Origin of the sequence: Streptomyces silaceus (assembly GCF_001419745.1) — a bacterium.
GTDB classification, from domain to species: Bacteria; Actinomycetota; Actinomycetes; order Streptomycetales; family Streptomycetaceae; genus Streptomyces; species Streptomyces silaceus.
In genome coordinates this window covers 22172-40927 of sequence record NZ_LIRJ01000040.1, presented here as the reverse complement: position 1 = coordinate 40927, position 18756 = coordinate 22172, and the positions used below count along the sequence as shown (strand labels likewise).

16 protein-coding genes are annotated in these 18756 nt (G+C 71.3%); 10 read left to right on the top strand and 6 right to left on the bottom strand.

The genetic code is table 11. The features are described from left to right. Positions 1–113: 113 nt before the first annotated feature. On the bottom strand, positions 114–983 hold the full coding sequence (locus tag AOK22_RS04715; RefSeq protein WP_055697271.1) for an SAM-dependent methyltransferase: 870 nt from the start codon (positions 981–983) through the stop codon (positions 114–116). 279 nt (positions 984–1262) lie between these two features. Between AOK22_RS04715 and lpdA the strand changes: the two genes are divergently transcribed. The 4 genes from lpdA (at position 1263) to AOK22_RS04695 (ending at position 6813) form a co-directional block, all read left to right on the top strand. Next, positions 1263–2666, top strand: coding sequence for a dihydrolipoyl dehydrogenase (lpdA, locus tag AOK22_RS04710; RefSeq protein ID WP_055697270.1), 1404 nt, complete (start codon positions 1263–1265; stop codon positions 2664–2666). Positions 2667–2799: 133 nt separating this feature from the next. Further along, a complete protein-coding gene (locus AOK22_RS04705; RefSeq protein ID WP_055697269.1) occupies positions 2800–4968 on the top strand; it encodes an MMPL family transporter in 2169 nt (722 codons plus the stop codon). A 199-nt stretch (positions 4969–5167) separates the two neighbouring features. Beyond that, complete coding sequence (locus AOK22_RS04700; protein ID WP_055697268.1) at positions 5168–5584, top strand: YciI family protein; 417 nt, start codon at positions 5168–5170, stop codon at positions 5582–5584. Next, complete coding sequence (locus AOK22_RS04695; RefSeq protein WP_425263999.1) at positions 5578–6813, top strand: RNA polymerase sigma factor; 1236 nt, start codon at positions 5578–5580, stop codon at positions 6811–6813. Before AOK22_RS04700 ends, AOK22_RS04695 begins: the two co-directional genes overlap by 7 nt. Here AOK22_RS04695 and AOK22_RS04690 read toward each other — a convergent pair. After that, positions 6777–7727, bottom strand: a complete 951-nt coding sequence (locus AOK22_RS04690; protein WP_055697267.1) for a LysR family transcriptional regulator — start codon at positions 7725–7727, stop codon at positions 6777–6779. The two genes, AOK22_RS04695 and AOK22_RS04690, sit on opposite strands and share 37 nt — an antisense overlap. A 176-nt stretch (positions 7728–7903) precedes the next feature. On the opposite strand from AOK22_RS04690, the gene AOK22_RS04685 reads away from it, so the two are divergent. Next, positions 7904–8659 carry a sulfite exporter TauE/SafE family protein gene (locus tag AOK22_RS04685; RefSeq protein WP_055697266.1) on the top strand — a complete coding sequence of 252 codons (756 nt, stop codon included), beginning with the start codon at positions 7904–7906 and terminating at the stop codon, positions 8657–8659. A gap of 280 nt (positions 8660–8939) precedes the next feature. After that, complete coding sequence (locus tag AOK22_RS04680; RefSeq protein WP_141753742.1) at positions 8940–9224, top strand: plasmid mobilization protein; 285 nt, start codon at positions 8940–8942, stop codon at positions 9222–9224. Positions 9225–9251: 27 nt separating this feature from the next. Here AOK22_RS04680 and asnB read toward each other — a convergent pair whose 3' ends face one another. The 3 genes from asnB to AOK22_RS04665 form a co-directional block, all read right to left on the bottom strand. After that, a complete protein-coding gene (gene asnB, locus AOK22_RS04675) occupies positions 9252–11093 on the bottom strand; it encodes an asparagine synthase (glutamine-hydrolyzing) (RefSeq protein ID WP_055697264.1) in 1842 nt (613 codons plus the stop codon). 323 nt (positions 11094–11416) lie between these two features. After that, the gene (locus tag AOK22_RS04670) at positions 11417–12034 is read right to left on the bottom strand and encodes a TetR/AcrR family transcriptional regulator (protein WP_055697263.1); all 618 of its coding nucleotides are present in this window, start codon (positions 12032–12034) and stop codon (positions 11417–11419) included. A gap of 2 nt (positions 12035–12036) precedes the next feature. Beyond that, positions 12037–13566, bottom strand: a complete 1530-nt coding sequence (locus tag AOK22_RS04665) for an MFS transporter (RefSeq protein WP_425263998.1) — start codon at positions 13564–13566, stop codon at positions 12037–12039. Positions 13567–13953: 387 nt separating this feature from the next. Between AOK22_RS04665 and AOK22_RS04660 the strand changes: the two genes are divergently transcribed. From AOK22_RS04660 to AOK22_RS04645, 4 genes are all read left to right on the top strand, one after another. Next, on the top strand, positions 13954–14844 hold the full coding sequence (locus tag AOK22_RS04660) for a Gfo/Idh/MocA family protein (RefSeq protein WP_055697261.1): 891 nt from the start codon (positions 13954–13956) through the stop codon (positions 14842–14844). Between the two features lie 431 nt (positions 14845–15275). Continuing rightward, entirely contained in the window at positions 15276–16091 is an 816-nt protein-coding gene (locus tag AOK22_RS04655; RefSeq protein WP_079036338.1) for an MmyB family transcriptional regulator, read from the top strand. A 117-nt stretch (positions 16092–16208) separates the two neighbouring features. Next, positions 16209–17249 carry a beta-ketoacyl-[acyl-carrier-protein] synthase family protein gene (locus AOK22_RS04650; RefSeq protein ID WP_055697260.1) on the top strand — a complete coding sequence of 347 codons (1041 nt, stop codon included), beginning with the start codon at positions 16209–16211 and terminating at the stop codon, positions 17247–17249. Positions 17250–17313: 64 nt separating this feature from the next. After that, positions 17314–18102: a GNAT family N-acetyltransferase gene (locus AOK22_RS04645; RefSeq protein WP_055697259.1), complete on the top strand. Its 789-nt coding sequence runs from the start codon at positions 17314–17316 to the stop codon at positions 18100–18102. 9 nt (positions 18103–18111) lie between these two features. On the opposite strand, the gene AOK22_RS04640 is transcribed toward AOK22_RS04645, so the two are convergent. Next, the gene (locus AOK22_RS04640; RefSeq protein WP_055697258.1) at positions 18112–18663 is read right to left on the bottom strand and encodes an isochorismatase family protein; all 552 of its coding nucleotides are present in this window, start codon (positions 18661–18663) and stop codon (positions 18112–18114) included. Positions 18664–18756: the final 93 nt, after the last annotated feature.

Genomic DNA, 18756 nt, shown 5'->3' with positions numbered 1-18756 from the left:
CCGCCAGGGGACGTCGAACGTCCGACACGCGGCGGTGAGGTGCTGGATCATGGTCGATATTGTGGGGCGCGGGTCCCTCCGGGTCAACAGCCGCCTCGGGGACCCCCGTCGGTTCAGCCGTTCCGGCGCGGTGTGCGGAGCACTCCCCCGTACTCGTAGATCCCCTTGTTGGACCGCGTGGCGCCGAGGTACGGCAGCAGGTCGGGGGCGACCGGCGCGAGCGGCGGTTGATCGGCGTCCGGGCGCCAGTCGACGAGGTTCACCAGGCCGGGCGCGAGCGGATCGAGGCCGGTGAGGAGCGCGTCGACCTCGGCGGGGGTACGGGTCTGCCACGGGACGCCGCCTGCGGAGATGTGCGCGGTCATCGCGGCGCCCCGCCCCGGGTCGTCGGCGACGACCTGCGAGAAACCGAGGAAGCTGCCGGGGGCCGCGCGGTCGATGACGGTCCGCAGGATCCGGGCGGGTCCGTCGGCGTCGGTGAGGTGGTGGCCCACGGACAGGAAGAGCACGGCGACCGGTTGGCCGAAGTCGATGAGGCGCACGACGTCGGGGTGGGCGAGGACCGCCTCCTGGTCACGCATGTCGCCGGTGATGACCGTCGTGGAGGAGTCGTCGGCGAGCAGGGCGCGGCCGTGTGCCAGGACGATCGGGTCGATGTCGACGTACACGACGCGGGCGTCGGAGGCGAAGCGCTGGGCGACCTGGTGGACGTTGTCGTCCGTGGGCAGTCCGCAGCCCATGTCGATGAACTGGCGGATGCCCTCCTCACGGGTCAGATGGCGCACCACACGGAAGAGGAACTCCCGGTTCTGCCGGGCGATGTCGACGCACTCCGGGAACGACGGCAGCGTGGAGAGCAGGAAGTCCCGGTCCACCTCGTAGTTGTCCTTGCCGCCGAGCATCCAGCCGTAGGCGCGCGCCGACGTCGGGATGTCGTAGGGAACGGACGGAAGGGACGCCGCCCCGGGCCGGTTGTCGCTCACCACAGTGCGCTCTCCACCTCTCCCACGGAGTTCACGGAACGTGTTCCTGACCGTGACACTATCCGGTGATCCACGTTCGGGTGAACCGATCACGGGATCTCCAACAGACCCTGACGGAAGGGCGGTTGAGGGGCACGCCGGGCCCCTTCCCGTGCGCGGCGCGCCCCTGCGACTGTGGCGTGGCCCACCCGCTCGCCGTCCGGGCCCCCGCATGGCGCATGATCGTGGCAGAGAGCCATCCGCACGGACGGATCCGTACCACCCAGAGAGGACCTCCCCATGGAAGACCGCTTCGACGTCGTCGTACTCGGAGCAGGACCCGGCGGCTACGTGGCCGCCATCCGCGCCGCCCAGCTGGGCAAGCGGGTCGCGGTCGTCGAGGAGAAGTACTGGGGCGGTGTCTGCCTCAACGTCGGCTGTATCCCGACGAAGGCGCTGCTGCGCAACGCCGAGCTCGCCCACCTCTTCACGCACGAGCAGAAGACGTACGGCATCAAGGTCGACGGCCAGGTGTCCTTCGACTACGGCGAGGCGTACAACCGCAGCCGCACCGTCGCGGACGGCCGCGTCAAGGGCGTCCACTTCCTGATGAAGAAGAACGGCATCACCGAGTTCGACGGCCGGGGCACCTTCCTGGACGCGAACACGCTGCAGGTCGCCAAGTCCGACGGCACGACCGCCACGATCGGCTTCGACAACTGCATCATCGCCACCGGCGCCACGCCCCGGCTGCTGCCCGGCACGAGCCGCAGCGAGCGCGTCGTGACGTACGAGGAGCAGATCCTCGCCGACTCGCTGCCGGGCTCCATCGTGATCGCCGGTGCCGGCGCGATCGGCATCGAGTTCGCGTACGTCCTGCACAACTACGGCGTGAAGGTGACGATCGTCGAGTTCCTCGACCGCATCGCGCCGCTGGAGGACGCGGACGTCTCCAAGGAGCTCGCCAAGCAGTACCGCAAGCTCGGCATCGACGTGCTGACCTCGACGCGCGTGGAGTCCATCGACGAGTCGGGCGAGCAGGTCAAGGTCACCGTCACGGGCAAGGACGGCAAGCAGCAGGTCCTGGAGACGGACAAGGTCCTCCAGGCCATCGGTTTCGCGCCGAACGTCACCGGCTACGGCCTGGAGGCCACCGGTGTGCGGCTCACCGAGCGCGGCGCGATCGACGTCGACGGCCGCTGCCGCACGAACGTCCCGAACATCTACGCCATCGGCGACGTCACCGCCAAGCTGATGCTGGCGCACACCGCCGAGTCCATGGGCGTCGTCGCCGCGGAGACCCTCGCGGACGCCGAGACGATGGAACTCGACTACCCGATGATCCCGCGCGCCACCTACTCGCAGCCGCAGATCGCGAGCTTCGGCTGGACGGAGGCGCAGGCCAAGGAGAAGGGATTCGAGGTCAAGGTCGCGAAGTTCCCCTTCCAGGCCAACGGCAAGGCGCACGGCCTCGGCGACACCGTCGGCTTCGTGAAGATCATCAGCGACGCGAAGTACGGCGAGATCATCGGCGCGCACCTGATCGGCCCGGACGTCACCGAGCTGCTTCCCGAGCTCACCCTGGCCCAGCAGTGGGACCTCACCGTCCACGAGGTGGCGCGCAACGTCCACGCGCACCCGACGCTGGGCGAGGCCGTCAAGGAAGCGGTGCACGGCCTGGCCGGACACATGATCAACTTCTGACGGAACCCCCGGACGCCCCGCCACGACACGATTGACCGGAACAGATCGGTTCAAGTGGCGGGGCCGCCCGGTCCGGCCGATCCTGGGCGGAACACGACTCTGATGCCTCGGGGGCGAGGAGAGGCAGTAGCCGATGTTCTCTGGCCTTGGCCGATTCGTGGTCCGCCGCCCCTGGTGGATCATCCTGGCGTGGGTGGTGGTGGCCGGCGCGGTGATCTCGCTGTCGCCGAAGCTCACCTCCAGCAGCGACGAGGCGAGTTTCCTTCCCGACCACTACGAGTCCATTCGCGCCGCCGACGTGCAGGAGAAGGAGTTCCCCAAGCAGCAGAACATCGGCGCCATCATCGTCTTCCAGCGCTCCGACGGCGAGAAGCTGACCGCCGCGGACTCCGCGGACGTGGCCCGGATCTCCAAGGACCTCCAGGCGCAGAAGATCCCCGAGGTGCAGGCCGTCGTGCCGGGCGAGGTCTCGCCCAACAAGCTGGTGCAGACGTCGGTCGTCGCGATGCCGAAGATCACCAACCCCGAGGACACCGCGCAGCAGGACGCCGTCAAGCAGCTGCGCGACGACCTCGGTCCCGAACTGAAGGGCACGGACCTGTCGGCGGGCATCACCGGCTCCGCGGCGCAGGCGCTCGACGAGAGCGACGCCTCCGAGCGGGCGGGCATCCTCGTCGGGGTCGGCACGATCGTGATCATCATCGTGCTGCTGCTCGTGATCTTCCGCAGCCCCATCATCGCGCTGCTGCCAGTGGTTCTGATCGGCCTGATCTCGCCCATGGCGACCGGTCTGATCGCCTCCGCGAACAAGGCCTTCGACATGAAGGCGGACTCCTCGATCCAGGAGCTGCTCACCGTCGTCCTGTTCGGCGTCGGCACGGACTACATCCTGTTCCTGCTCTTCCGCTACCGGGAGGCGCTGCGCGCGGGCGAGGACTCCAAGAGCGCCATGGTGCACGCCATCGAGCGGGTCGGCGAGGCCATCACCTCGGCGGCGGGCGCCGTCATCGTCGCGTTCGCCGCGCTCACGCTCTCCTCGCTCGGCATGCTGCGGTCGATGGGCCCGGCGCTGGCCATCGCGGTGTTCGTGACCCTGCTCGCCGGCCTCACCCTCGTCCCCGCGGTGGTGTCGCTCCTCGGTACGAAGGTGTTCTGGCCCTCGAAGTCCTGGCAGCGCGAGCCGCACGGCACCGGCTACGCCCGGCTCGGCGCGTCCATCGCCCGCAAGCCCGCCGTGTGGACGGTGGTCTCCGGTCTCTTCATGGGCGCCCTCGCCCTCGGCGCGCTCGGCTACAAGGCCAACTTCGACCTGGCCGGGTCCTCGCTGCCCAAGGACAAGGAGTCCATGGTCGCCATGGACAACCTCCAGAAGGGCTTCCCCGCGGGCACCACCGATCCGACGTCCGTCTATCTCACCTCGACGACCGACAAACCCGTGACGGACGCCGACGCGGCGGCCTTCCGGGGCCGGCTCGCCGGCGTCCAGGGGGTGGGCCAGGTGGCACCACCGCGCCTGAGCCCGGACCGCACCACGGCCTCGTACTCCGTGATCCTCGCGGACCCGCCGGCCTCCGAGAAGGCGCTCGCGACCGTCAAGGACCGGCTGCGCCCCGCCGCGCACGAGGACGCCCCGGCCGGCACGCAGGCGCTCGTCGGCGGCACCACCGCGGTGTACGTCGACATCAACAAGGCGGTGGACCGCGACTATTCGGTGGTCTTCCCCGTGGCGGCCCTGGCCATCATGGTGATCCTCGGGCTGCTGCTGCGCAGCCTGGTGGCGCCCTGGTACCTGATGCTGTCCGTCGCCCTCGGCTTCGGCGCGACGCTCGGCGCGACCTCGCTGATCTTCCAGCAGATCGGCAGCCAGCCCGGCCTGATGTTCATGCTGCCCGTGATCATGTACTTGTTCGTGGTCGCGCTCGGCACGGACTACAACATCCTCATGGTGTCGCGGCTGCGCGAGGAGGCCCGCGAGGGCCGCGACCCGCACGACGCGGCGGGCACGGCGGTGCGCCACTCCGGGCCGACGATCGGTTCGGCGGGCGTGATCCTCGCGGGTACGTTCGCGACGCTGATGCTCGCGGGCAACTCGACGCTCTCCCAGATGGGCTTCTCGCTCTCCTTCGGCATCGCCATCGCCGCCTTCGTCATGGCGATGATCTTCACGCCCTCGCTGACGGCACTCATCGGGCACGCGGCCTGGTGGCCGGGGCACGGTGACGAGAAGCGGAACGGGAAGGGCGGTGCGGAGCCGCCGGACGCGGACGCGGAACCGGTGGGGGACGCGACGCGTGCGCGGTAGCGCGGGTGGGAGCGTCGTGTGCGGCGACAAGCGCGGCGCCCGTCCGCGGGCGCCGGCGTTCGCCGGGAAACCGGGCCCGTCCGTCGATAAAATTCTTCGGAAGAGATGTCACCGCGACTGTCGAGAACGCGCCGCCCGCTCCGACGTCCCCTGTGAGAGTCGCCCACGAGGGGTGACGGCGCAGCCGAGGAGCGACGTCATGAAGTATCTGATCATGGTCCAGGGTTCGCAGGCCGACTACGAGGCGATGGCGGGCAAGCCGTCCGGGAACAGCCCGGCCTGGAGCGAGAAGGAACTGCAGGCGATGTTCGCCTTCATGGGCGAGATCAGCAACGACCTCGCCGAGTCCGGTGAGCTGGTCGACGCGCAGGGCCTGACCGAGCCGGCGCAGGCCCGCTTCGTCAGCAGGGACAAGGACGGCCGACCGGTCGTCACGGACGGCCCCTACGGCGAGACGAAGGAGGTGCTCGCCGGGTACTGGCTGGTGGACTGCGCCGGCCTGGAGCGGGCCACGGAGATCGCCCGGCGCATCACGGAGTGCCCCGGGCCCGAGGGGCTCGTCGAGCCGCCCGTCGTGATCCGCCCCGTCCAGGACGGCGCGGGAGGCGAGTGCTGAGACGCAGGAGCGAGGTCGAGGACCTGCTGCGCCGCGATGCGCCGCAGGTCCTCGGCGCGCTCGTGCGCCGGTACGGCCACTTCGCCTCCGCCGAGGACGCCGTGCAGGAGGCCCTGCTCGCGGCGGCACGGCAGTGGCCGGGACAGCGGGTGCCGGACAATCCGCGGGGCTGGCTGATCAAGGTCGCCTCACGCCGGCTCATGGACCAGCTGCGTGCGGACGAGGCCCGGAAGCGGCGCGAGGAGGACGCGGCGGCCCTCACGCCGCGCGACGCGTTCACCGCTCCCCCGCCGGGCGAGGGCCGCGCGCCGTCGGAGGACGACACGCTCACGCTCCTCTTCCTGTGCTGCCGGCCGGAGCTGACCCCGGCCGCGCAGGTCGCCCTCACCCTGCGTGCGGTGGGCGGCCTGACCACCGCCGAGATCGCCCGCGCGCATCTGGTGCCCGAGGCCACGATGGCGCAGCGGATCAGCCGGGCGAAGGGGCGGATCAAAGGGGTGCCGTTCCGGCAGCCGGGCCCCGAGGACCGCGACGCACGGCTAGCCGTCGTGCTCCAGGTGCTCTACCTGATCTTCAACGAGGGGTACACGGCGACGTCCGGCGAGGCCCTGCACCGCGCCGATCTCGCGGGCGAGGCGATCCGTCTGACGCGTTCGGTGCGCCGCCTGCTGCCCCAGGAGGGCGCGGTGACGGGCCTGTTGGCGCTGATGCTGCTCACCGAGGCGCGCGCCGCCGCCCGGACCGGTCCGCACGGCGAGCTCGTCCCGCTGGACGAGCAGGACCGCACCCGCTGGGACCGGCGGGCGATCACCGAGGGCACGGCCCTCGTCGAGGAGGCGCTGTCCCAAGGGCCGCCCGGCGCCTATCAGTTGCAGGCGGCGATCGCGGCGCTGCACGACGAGGCGCCGCGCTCCGAGGACACCGACTGGCCGCAGATCCTCGCCCTGTACGGCCATCTCGTGCACCGTACGCCCGAGCCCATGGCCGAGCTGGGGCGGGTCGTGGCGCACGCGATGGTGCACGGCCCGCGGGCAGGCCTCGACGAACTCGCCTCGCTGGAGGATCAGTTGAAGGGGCACTACCGCCTCGATGCCGTGCGGGCCCACCTCCTTGAGCGGGCGGGCGACACCGAAGGGGCCCGTACCGCCTACCAGTTGGCGGCGCAGGGAACGCTCAGCGGCCCGGAGGCCCACTACCTCCGTACGCGCGCGGCCAGGCTGCCGTCCTGAGTCGGAACCCGGGCGGGGGCCGGACCGAGCGGCGCGCAGTGCTCGGCGACGGTGTCGGCGAAGGCGCGGGCCAGCGGGCTCAGCGCGTCCCAGCGGCGCACCGCCCACCCGACCGACAGCGGTGGCAGCGCGGGGACGGGGACGAGGCAGACCCCCTCGGGGCCCTGGTCGCGCCAGCCGGGCAGGGCGGGCACGACGGCCTGGCCGAGCCCGAGCTCGGCGAGCAGGACGGCGGTGTCCCAGTCGGCGACGCTGGTGACGGTCGGCAGCGAGACCCCCAGTTCACCGAGGTGCGCGTCGAGCTGGCCGCGCGAGGTGGAGTTCCCCGGCGGCGTGATGAGCTGTCCCGCGGCCAGCTCGGCGGGATCGACGCGCGGCCGGCCGGCCAGCGGATCGTCGGCGCGCACGGCGAGGACCCAGGGCAGTTCGACGACGGGCCGCAGCTCGATGCCGCGCACGGGCTCCCCGAGCGTGATCCACGCCAGGTCGAGGTCGTCGGCGGCGAGCGCGTCGAAGCAGCTGCGGCTGGAGCTCACGGTCTGGAACTCCAGGCTGACCCGCGGATAGCGGTCCCGGAAGTCGACGACCCCCTCGGCCATGAAGTGCCGTACGGAGGTGGCGCCCGTGGTGATCCGCACCGCCCCGCCGTCGCCGCGCACCTGCTCCCGCAGCCGGCGCACGGCGAGGTCGATGCCGCCGATCCCGTCGGAGGCCGCGGCCTGCAGGATCCGCCCGGCCGAGGTGGGCACCACTCCCCTGGCGTGGCGCTCCAGCAGGCTCACACCCAGTTCCCGCTCCAGGCGTTTGACGTGCTGGCTCACGGCCGACTGCGTACAGGACAGCTCGCGGGCCACGGCGCTGAGGCTGCCGGCCCGGCACACGGCGATGAAGGTGCGGAGGTCGTCGAGGGTCACGAAGGATGAAGTTAATCCTTGGGGCCCTGCAAGGAAACCCGAGGATTGACTTGGGTTTTGACGGTGCACAAAGATCGTTGCAGGCCCGGGCGGTGACCCTGCGACGGGCGTCGACCCGGGGACCAGCAGTCGGGACCCGGCGCGCGGGCCGTCCGACTCCACGGGAAAGGTGACGTGTGGAAGCGCTCGAGATGGTGGCCGTCGGAGCCGCCGGTGTCGCGGCCGGCGGGCTCAACGCGGTGGTCGGGTCCGGCACCCTCATCACCTTCCCCACCCTGCTGGCCTTCGGTTTCCCGCCGGTGCTGGCCAACGTGTCGAACAACCTCGGCCTGGTGCCGGGCACGCTCAGCGCCGCGTACGGCTACCGCAGGGAGATGAAGGGGCAGTTCAGACGGCTGGTGCGGTTCGGCACGGCCTCGCTCATCGGCGGGCTGGTCGGCGCGCTGCTCCTGCTGAAGCTGCCCGCCGACGCCTTCCAGGCGGTGGTGCCCGCCCTGATCCTGACGGCGTGCGTCCTGGTGCTGCTCCAGCCCTGGCTGAGCCGCAGGCTCAAGGGCCGATCGGAGAACGGCAGGAGCGACGGCGGCGTGCCGATGTGGTGCGGCGTCCTCGCCACCGGCGTCTACGGCGGCTACTTCGGGGCGGCCCAAGGGGTGCTGCTCATGGCCCTGTTCGGTACGTTCCTCCAGGACGACCTGCAGCGCCTGAACGCCGCGAAGAACGTTCTGGCCTCGATCGTGAACGGCGTCGCGGCCGTCATCTTCATCGCGGTCGCCGAGATCGACTGGACGGCGGCCGGACTGATCGCGCTCGGCTCGACGGCCGGCGGGCTGATCGGCGCCCGCTTCGGTCGCAGGCTGCCGCCGACGGCCATGCGCGCCTTCATCGTGATCGTGGGCGTCACGGCTTCGACGATCATGATCCTGCGCTAGCCGGTCACGGCCGGGCGGCCCCCGCCCACCGCGGTGACGCACCGGGACGGCGGGGCCCGTGACCGCGGGCCCCATGACCCAGCTCACACGCGCGGGCCCCTCACCTGGGAACACCACCTTATGGTTTATCGTTGAACATGATGTGACCCCGACCGAGATTCCCCCGTCCGGTCGGGGTCACTTTCCGTTCGCGCTGTGGTCTTCTCCTGTTTTCACGCCTTCGAGCGCGAATATGCCAACCGCAGCGCGTCACACACGCCCGACGTGCATCATGCGGTCCATGGACGGTGCCAAGCCTGTGCAGGTCTTGTTCACGCCCGAGGAGTACGCCGAGATCCTGCGGCACGCGGATCGTCTCGGGGTGCCGGTAGCAGAATTCGTACGGCGCGCGGCGACCGTCCGTGACGAGGACGACGCGGGCCCCTGCCAGGCCGCCGACACCCGGCGCGGGGCGACCGTGCCGCCGGTCCAGCGGAGCCTCGACGCGGACGGGACGCCCGCGCTCCAGCGGTTCCTCGACACCCTCGCCGCCTCGGCCGAGCCGAAGGAGCAGCGCGGACCGTGACGGCGCGGGGGCCCGGCGGGACGAGGGTCAGGACAGGACGATCTCCGGCTTGTAGAGGTCCAGCCAGAGCGCCAGGTCGAGGGTCCGCTCCAGGCTGCGGCGGGAGGCCTGGGTGATCTGCGGAGCACCCCGCTCCGCCGCCCGCGCGGCCCGCTCCCGGTCCACGAGGTCGAAGACCGGATGGCCGGGCCGGGCGAGCAGGTCCTTCACGTGCCCCTGGAGCGCGATCGCGTACTTCGGGTCCTGCGTGGAGGGATACGGGCTCTTCACCCGGTCGTACACCGACTGCGGCAGCACATCGGCCGTCGCCTCGCGCAGCAGGCTCTTCTCCCTGCCGTCGAAGGATTTCACCGACCAGGGCGCGTTGTACGCGTACTCGACGAGCCGGTGGTCGCAGAACGGCACGCGCACCTCAAGGCCCACGGCCATGCTGGCGCGGTCCTTGCGGTCGAGCAGGAGGCGCACGAACCGGGTCAGGTGCAGATGGCAGATCTTCCGCATCCGGTACTCGAAGTCGCTCTCGCCGTCCAGGCGCCGGATCCCGGCGACGGCGGTCGCGTAGCCGTCCTTGATGTACGCGGGCAGATCGAGCGCGGTGTTCAGGTCCGGGCGCAGGACGCCGGAGTCGTCCCCGAAGTGGTCGGCGAACCGCACCAGCCAGGGGAAGGTGTCGGCGCGGCGCGCACCCTCGTCGAAGAACTGCAGATAGCCGCCGAAGACCTCGTCGGCGGACTCCCCGGACAGCGCGACCGTGGAGTGCTCGCGGATGGCCCGGAAGAGCAGGTATAGGGAGGCGTCCATGTCGCCGAAGCCCATGGGGATGTCCCGCGCGCGGATCATCTTCGCGCGCACCTCCGGGTCGGCCAGGGCGTGCGAGTCCAGGACGATGTCGCGGTGGTCGGTGCCCGCCGTCTTCGCGACGTCGTGCACGAAGGGGGTGTCGGGCGTGCCGCGCAGTTCGTCGGCGACGAAGTTGTCGGTCTGCCCGACGAAGTCGACGGCGAAGCTGCGGACCGTCTCGCCCGCCTCCGCCAGCTGCCGCGCGGCGAGCGCCGTCATCGCCGAGGAGTCCAGGCCGCCGGAGAGCAGGGTGCAGCGCGGCACGTCCGAGACGAGCTGCCGGCGCACGATGTCGTCGAGCAGCTCGCGGACCCGCGCGATGGACGTGTCGCGGTCGTCGGTGTGCGGCCGGGTCTCCAGGGACCAGTAGACGTGGCGGCGCAGCCCCGAGCGGTCGACGGTCACGACGGTGCCGGGCTCGACCTCGCGCATGCCGTCCCACACGGCGTGACCGGGCGTCTTGACCGTGGCGAACACCTCCCGCAGCCCGTCCAGGGTGACGCGGGCGCGGGCCAGCGGGTTGGCGAGGATCGCCTTGGGCTCGGAGCCGAACAGGACGCCGTCGGGGGTCTCGTAGTAGTAGAACGGCTTGATGCCCATGCGGTCGCGGATCATGACGAGCCGGTCGTGGCGGGCGTCCCAGATCGCGAAGGCGTACATGCCGTTGAGCCGCTCGGCGAGCGCCTCGCCCCATTCCAGATAGCCGCGCAGCACGACCTCGGTGTCGGACTCGGTGGTGAACCGGTGCCCGCGGCCCGCCAGTTCACGGCGCAGCTCGGTGAAGTTGTAGGTCTCCCCCGAGTAGACGAGGGCGACGGTGCCGGCCGGGGTCTCGGCCGTCATGGGCTGGCGCCCGCCGGGCAGGTCGATGATCGCGAGGCGGCGGTGTCCGAGCCCCGCGGGCCCGCCGGTCCAGGTGCCCCGGTCGTCGGGGCCGCGGCAGGACATCGTCTCCGTCATGGCGTCCAGAGTGGTGGACTCGACCGTCAGATCACGGTCGAAGGAGACCCAGCCGGTGATGCCGCACATGCGCTTTCCTCCCGCTCGTCACAGTAGATGTATTTAGCATCTACATAGATGTAGCTAGCACCTACATAGGTGAGCGTGCGCCTGCGATTGCGTACGGTCAACGTCATCGAAACGCGAGCGTCTCGCAGACCCCGTGGGTTCCGGCCGCGTTTTACCAAGGCCAGAGAGGGTCGCGCGGGGGCCTCACGCCCGCTCGCCGCGCCAGAGAGGGTGCGGCACCCGTCACGGAAGGAAACATTCCGGCCATGGGCAAAGACTTGTCCACGATCGCCGCCGGACCGCGCCACGGGGGCAGGCGGCCGGGGATCCGCCGGGGTCGCCGGTCACCCCGGAGTCAGCAGAGCCTGCACCGCGGGCGCGTACCGGTCGGTGATGTCGGCGAGCCGCGCGGCGCGCACGTGCGGGCCCCGCGCGATGCCGTACATCGCGCCGAGGCCGATCAGCATGCCGACGGCCAGCTCGGCCCGCAGGCCCGCGTCCGGGCCCGCCAGCCGGTCGCTCAGCCGCTGGACGACCTGTGCGCGGAAGTTGGCCCGCAGGATGTCGCCCTGCTCGCCGTGGAGCGGCGCGAAGACGATGCGCAGGATCGGGTCGGCGCCCTGCTCGGCCTGGCCGGCCAGCACGTGGTGGACCATGTGGCGGCCGAGGTCCGTGACGGGAGCGTCGAGGAAACCCCAGGCGTCGGCCTCGAACGACATGATCCGGGAGAACAGCGCGTCCTTGTTCCCGAAGTACTTGAGGATCAACGGCGCGCTGACACCGGCCCGTTCGGCCACCGCCTTGAGCGTGATGTCGCCGTGCGCGTGCCGCGCGAGCAGATGCCGGGCGGCACGGACGATGGCCGCCTTGGTCGCCTCGGCGTCCCTGCGGCCGACGCACGGTGGAGGCGCCGGGCCCCCCGCCGACGGTGTCCGCGCCGTGGTCGCCTTCTTCGCGCCCATGGTCACCGCCCCTCCAGAGCCGTCTCCTGGGCGGGTCCCCCACGCCCGACGGCGGTCGGCCGGTCGCCGTCCGGCGCCGTGTCCGAGGGTATGGCCAACGCGGCGGCGCACGCGACGAGCGCGACGGCGCCCGCCAGCGCGAAGGCGAGCTGGTAGCCGCCCAGGGTCGGCACCTGCGCGCCCTGCACGGCCGAGGTGTGGTGCACGAGCACGGCGGCGACCGCCGCGCTGGACACGCTCTGCCCGATCGTCCGCATCAGGACGTTCACCCCGTTCGCGGACGCGGTCTGCGCGACCGGCACCGCCCGCAGGATCAGCGTGGGCAGCGCCGAGTACGCGAAGGTGGTCCCGGTCGACACGACCGCGGCGCCCACCATGATCACCCACAACTCACTGCTGTCGATGATCCGTACGACGTATCCGAGCGCCATGAACGCGGCGCCGAGCGCCAGCGTCACCCGGGGGCCACGCGCCGTCGAGACGCGGGCCGACACCGGGGAGAGGAGCAGCATGATGACGCCGTTGGGCAGCAGGCACAGTCCGGTCGCCACGATCGACAGCTCCAGGCCGTACCCGGTCTCGGCGGGCGCCTGTACCAGCTGGGCGGTCACCAGTGAGTTGGCGTAGAAGGCGAAACCGGCGAGCAGCGCGGTCACGTGCGGCAGCGCCACGCGCCGTCCGGACGCCAGACGCAGGTCCACCAGCGGCTGCTTCGCCCGCAGTTGCATGCGCCACCACAGGGACAGGATGACGACGGCCCCCGCGCAGAGACCGAGGACGGGCCCGCTCAGCCATCCCCACTGGCCGCCCTGGGACACCGCGAGCAGCAGGCACACCAGACCGGCCGCCAGCCCCAGCGCGCCCCAGGTGTCGAACCGCCCCGGCGAGCGCACCGGCGACTCCCGCACGGCCCACGCGGCGAGCAGCAGACCGAAGGCGCTCAGCCCGGCGGTCGCCCAGAACATGGCGTGCCAGTCCGCGTACTGCACGATCAGCGCGGCCAGCGGCAGCCCGAGCGCGGCGCCGATCCCGACCGTGGAGCTCATCAGGGCGACCGCCGAGGCCGTGCGGTGCGGCGGGAGTTCGTCGCGCAGGATGCTGATGGAGAGCGGTACGACCGCGGCCGAGGCGCCCTGCAGGGCGCGCGCCGCGATCAGCAGCCGGATGTCGGAGGTCAACGCGCAGAGCACCGATCCCGCGGCCATCAGACCGAGGGCGGCGAGCAGGACGCGGCGCTTGCCGTACATGTCGCCCGCCCGGCCGAGGACGGGCGTGAGGACCGCGCCGGACAGCAGGGTGGCGGTCACCAGCCAGGAGACGGCACCCGGCGAACTGTCGGTCAGCCGGGGCAGATCGGGGAGGAGCGGCACGACGACCGTCTGCGTGACGGCCATGAGGATGCCGCCGAAGGCGAGGACGGGAACGGTGAGCCGAGCGCGGAGGCCTCGTGGCCCCTCGGGGCCTGGCGTGCCCTGAGTTCCTCCTGCGCCTCGCGCCCCTCCTGCGTCGCGCGTGCCCGGTGTGTCCTGCACGCTCTGTGTGCCCTGCACACCTTTCGCGCCCGGCACACCCTGCGCGCCCGGTGCGCTGTCGGATGCCCGCGCATCACCGGATATCGGGACGTCCCCCACAAAGTCTCCCCCCGCCCACCTGAGGTGAATGGCAATTCACCATAGGGGTGAATGGGCATTCACCGCCAGGAATTCGGCATGTGCCCGGCGAACATGCCCATTCCTGCCTCAAATCCGCCCACATCAACGCACCCTGGGCATCACGCACCTCGCCGCCCCCTTCCGTACCCGTACCGCGCCCATGCCGCGCCCCCGGGCGGCCTTCCCGCCGGCTCTCGACGCCCTCGCAGGCAAGGACCTCCTTCCGCGACAGTTCCACCCCGGGCGGCTTCGGTCATACTGCCGCCCATGAATCCACTCCGAATCGGCCTGGTGGGCACCGGCCCCTGGGCCTCCGCCACGTACGCCCCCGCCCTGGCCGGCCATCCGGGCGTCGAACTCAGCGGCATATGGGGCCGCCGCCCCGAGGCCGCCGCCGCGCTCGCCGATACGCACAAGACGACCGCGTACGCGGACGTGGACGAACTGTTCGCCGCGAGCGACGCCATGGCCTTCGCGGTCCCGCCGGACGTCCAGGCACCGCTCGCCGAGCGCGCCGCGGCGGCCGGCTGCCATCTCCTGCTCGACAAGCCGGTGGCCACGACGCCCGAGGGGGCGAGGAGACTCGCCGAGGCGGCCGAGCGCGCCGGGGTGGCGTCCGTGGTCTTCTTCACGCTGCGGTTCGCCGACGTCAGCTCGGGCTGGCTGGCCGAACAGAGCGCGGCGGGCGGCTGGTTCACCGGCCGCGTCGACTGGTACGGCTCGTTCTTCGCCCCGGACGGGGGCGGCGCGGCGTTCTCCTCGCCGTGGCGGGCGAGCAAGGGCGGGCTGTGGGACGTGGGCCCGCACGCGCTGTCGCTGCTGCTGCCCGTTCTCGGCGACGTGACCGACGTGACGGCGGCGCCGGGTCCCGGGGACACGGTCCATCTGATCCTGCGGCACGCGGGCGGGGCGTCCAGCACGGCGGCGCTGAGTCTGACGGCTCCGGTGAAGGCGGCGGGTCTGGCCATGGAGCTGCGCGGTGAGAGCGGGACGGCGGTGCTGCCGGCGTGGGAAGGGGCGGACGAGGCGTTCCCCGCGGCGATCGACGCGCTCGCCGAGGCGGCGCGGACCGGCACGGCACACCCGTGCGACGTCCGGTTCGGGCTGCGGGTGACGGAGATCCTGGCGCGCGCGGAGGAGCGGATCTCGGCCGCGTGAACCGCCCGGGAAAACGCACGCGCGGTCGGTACCGTGGCCGCTACGTAATGGCGAGTGACGGCACCGACCGCAGCCGGTGGCCCCATGGAACCGCCGCGAGAAGACGGTCGTGGGTCCTGCGCTGCCACGTTTCCGACCACACGGATCGGAATATGAGCAACCCGTCCCACACGCTTCCCACATCGGCCCTGGGCCTGGGGGGTACCCAATGCCGGGGAATTTCAGCCATTCTCTGGCTCCCCGGACAAGATGCCCCACTGTTGTGCGTACGCGCCCTCCGACGATCAAACCTGCAGGTCGGCGAGCTCGCGTAGTCCATGATGCCGCAGCGACTGATCGTTTTCTTCGGGCAATGTTTATTACCAAAGCCGATGTGAATATTTAGACTGATCACGCTCCAACTCGGCGTGCACCAAGAGGGATTACCCATCATGAACAAGACGGCGCTCCGCGCTCTGCTCCGCGAACGACGCGCCCTCATCGCCCCCGAATCACACGGCTTCGCCCGCCCCACGGGGCAGGGCCGCCGCGCTCCGGGCCTGTCGCAACATCAGGTCGATCAGTTGCTGCATCGCACCCTCGGGACATATCACCGTCTCGAGTCCGGCAATTACCCCAATCCACCGACCGCCCTGCTCCGCGACGTCGCGCGGCTCTTCGGCCTGAACGAACAGGAATGGGTGTCCCTGTGCAGGTACGCACTCCTGCAGGACCCCCCGGGCCCGCTCCATCCGACCTCCGGCAAGGAGATACCGGGCGTGTGGCAGGAGGCCGTCGAAGGCATCCGGCACATCGCGTACGTGTCGGACGCCTCCTGGGACCTTCTCGCCTACAACGAACCCTTCGCGGCCCTCTTCCCCGGCAGGAACGTCCCGGCCAACACGATGCGGTGGATGCTGCTCGAAGGGCGTGAGGTCCTGACGAACTGGCACACCGCCTGGGCCCCGCTGGTCCTGCCGCAGCTGCGGGCCGCGCTCGCCGCCCGGCCCGAGGACGAGGTCCTGCGGCAGATCGAGAAGGAGATCCTCACGGACCCGGAGGCCGCCCCCCTCTACGGAGCGGGTGACAGCTTCCCCCACCCCGACGGCGACGAGCGCCCGCTCCTGCACGCCGAGTTCGGTCCGGGGTGGGTCACCATGTGCGCGGCGCAGCCCATGACCGCGCCCGGCGCACGGCTCATCATCCTCGTCTTCCACCCGGGCGAGCAGCGCGCTCACGTGCGGGCACCCATGCTGCGGGCGTTCTGACCCCAACCCTCCCCATATGCGTCTCTCACGCCCCTTCAGCAGGGGCGACGGGTTCAGCGCGGTGAAGTACGTTGTGCCGCACCCCCCACATCCGACCGAGCCCGTGGGAGCAACGCCGTGCCAGCCTATGTCTCCAGACCATCGACCATATTCGGTGACCACAAGATCACTACGGGTGAGATAGCCGACGACATACGTACGCATCATGCGGACCATCCGCGCCTTCGGGCGATCTTGCGCGTAGTGGGCAACTGCGGCGTCGTCACGCGTCACTTCACCCGGCCCGTCGACTCTCCCACGGTGGCCGGCACGGCGGGCATCGAGGAGCGCGCCGCCGTGGCCTTCGACGACGCGCTCGCCATGGCCGAGCGCGCCGCGACCGCCGCACTCGACGCCGCGGGGCTCACCGGTGGTGACATCGATGCCATCGTCACGGCGCACTGCACCGGCTTCGCGGTCCCCAATCTCGACATCCGGCTCATGGACCGGCTCGGTCTGCGCCCCACCGCCCGGCACATCGCGCTCACCACGCTGGCCTGCGCGGGAGGCGTGCAGGCGCTGATCCGCGCCGCCGACCTCGTGACCGCGCAGCCGGGCAGCAAGGTGCTCGTGGTGGCCGCGGAGACCATCTCCAGTGTCTACAACCACAACGACACCAGCATCGAATCGATGATCTACAAGGCACTGTTCGGGGACGCGGCCGCCGCGACGGTCGTCACCAGCACACCCCTGGGCCCGGGGATCGCGATCGACGACTCGCTCGAGTACGTGCTGCCGAACAGCCTCGACCGGTACCGGGGCCGCATCGCCCAGGACGGTTTCCACTTCGACTCCACCAAGGAGGCGCTCACCGCGGCCGATGACGTCCTTCCCGCCGTCCTCGACTGGCTCGGCCCGTACAGCGCCGACTTCGCGGTCGTCCACCCCGGCAGCCCCCGCATCATCAGTGACACCGCGGCGGCCCTCGATCTCGACGCCCACGACGTCCGCCACTCCACCGACACGCTCGCCGACGAGGGGAACCTCGGCGGTGTCAGCGTGCTCCGCGTCCTCGAACGCACGCATGGGGAACCGCCCGCGCACGACGCCCAGGGCATCGCCGTCGCCTATGGCCCCGGCTTCGCCACGGCTGCCCTGCGCTGCCGCTGGCACGCGTAGGCCTGCTCTCCGGCGGCCGGAGAAATCAGTTGCCGTCCCCCCACCCGCCTGCTGGAGTGACCCCATGGATCATGAAGCGGTGCTCGCCGCGTACGACCGGCAGATTCGGCGCGATGCGGGCGATGAGGGGCCCGGCACTCGGGTCGAGCGGGCCGGTGGCGTCGTCCGGGTGACCGGGGGCCCGCACGACTGGAACGGCGTGCTGTGGTCCGACGCCGACGCGGCGAACGCGGACTCCGTGATCGCCGAGCAGGTGCGGCACTACACCGCAGCCGGGCGGGAGTTCGAGTGGAAGCTGCACTCCTACGACCGCCCCGCCGACCTCGCCGAGCGTCTCCTCGCGGCCGGATTCCGGGCCGAGGAGCTGGAGACCGTGATGGTCGCCGAGGCCGCGGCCCTGCCCCAGAGGCCCGAACTGCCCGACGGCATCCGGCTGCTGCCGGTCACGGACGAGGCGAGCGTGAAGCTCATGGCCGAGGCACATCTGGCCGCCTTCGGCGAGGGCGACGCCGCGCTGAGCGAGCGGATCGCCGGGCGCGTCCTCGCCCAGCTCACCGAGACGCCGGACGCCATCGTGGCGGTCGTCGCCATGGCCGGCGACCGACCGGTGTGCGGCGCCCGGATGGAGTTCCGTCCGGACACCGACTTCGCCGGCCTCTGGGGCGGCGGCACCGCCCCCGAATGGCGCGGCAAGGGCATCTACCGCGCGCTCGTCGCGTATCGCGCCCGCATCGCCGTCGCCCGCGGCTACCGCTATCTGCAGGTCGACGCCTCGGACGACAGCCGTCCGATCCTGGACCGGCTCGGCTTCGCGACGCTCTGCACGACGACGCCGTACATCTACCAGCCGTAGGCCGGACAGTCAGCCGAGCAGCTCGGCGATCGCCGCCGCCGTGTCCGTCTCGCCCAGCCTCGGGAAGATCTTCTCCACGCTGTTGCGGTGCGCGTCGGCATCCATGTCGGTCACCGCGTCGACGGCCACGGTCACGTGATAGCCGTGCTCGTGCGCGGCACGGGCCGTCGACTCCACCCCGATGCTCGTCGCGATGCCGGCGACCACGACCTGCGTGACGCCCCTGCGGCGCAGCTGGAGGTCGAGGTCGGTGCCGTAGAAGGCGCCCCACTGCTGCTTGGTGACCACGATGTCGCTGTCCTCGCGGCCGAGTTCCGGCACCAGCTCGGCCCAGTCCGCGGGCGGCTGACCCCCGCGCGCGGGTGCCTCGGTGCGTCCGGGGGCGCCGCCGGTCACCCGCACCAGGATCACGGGCAGGCCGTGCGCGCGGAAGGCCCCGGCGAGTTCGGCGGACCGCGCGACGATCTCCTGCGCGGGGTGGACGGTGGGCAGTGCGGTGATGCCCTTCTGCAGGTCGACGAGGACGAGGGCGGTGGTGGGGTCAAGCGTCGTGGCAGCCATGGGAGTTGCCTTTCTCTTGCGTGGTACATGGGGTGTGGTGCGTGAGGTGTGGTGCATCGGGCGTGGTGCGGTGCTTCTTCTGTGGCGCTTGTC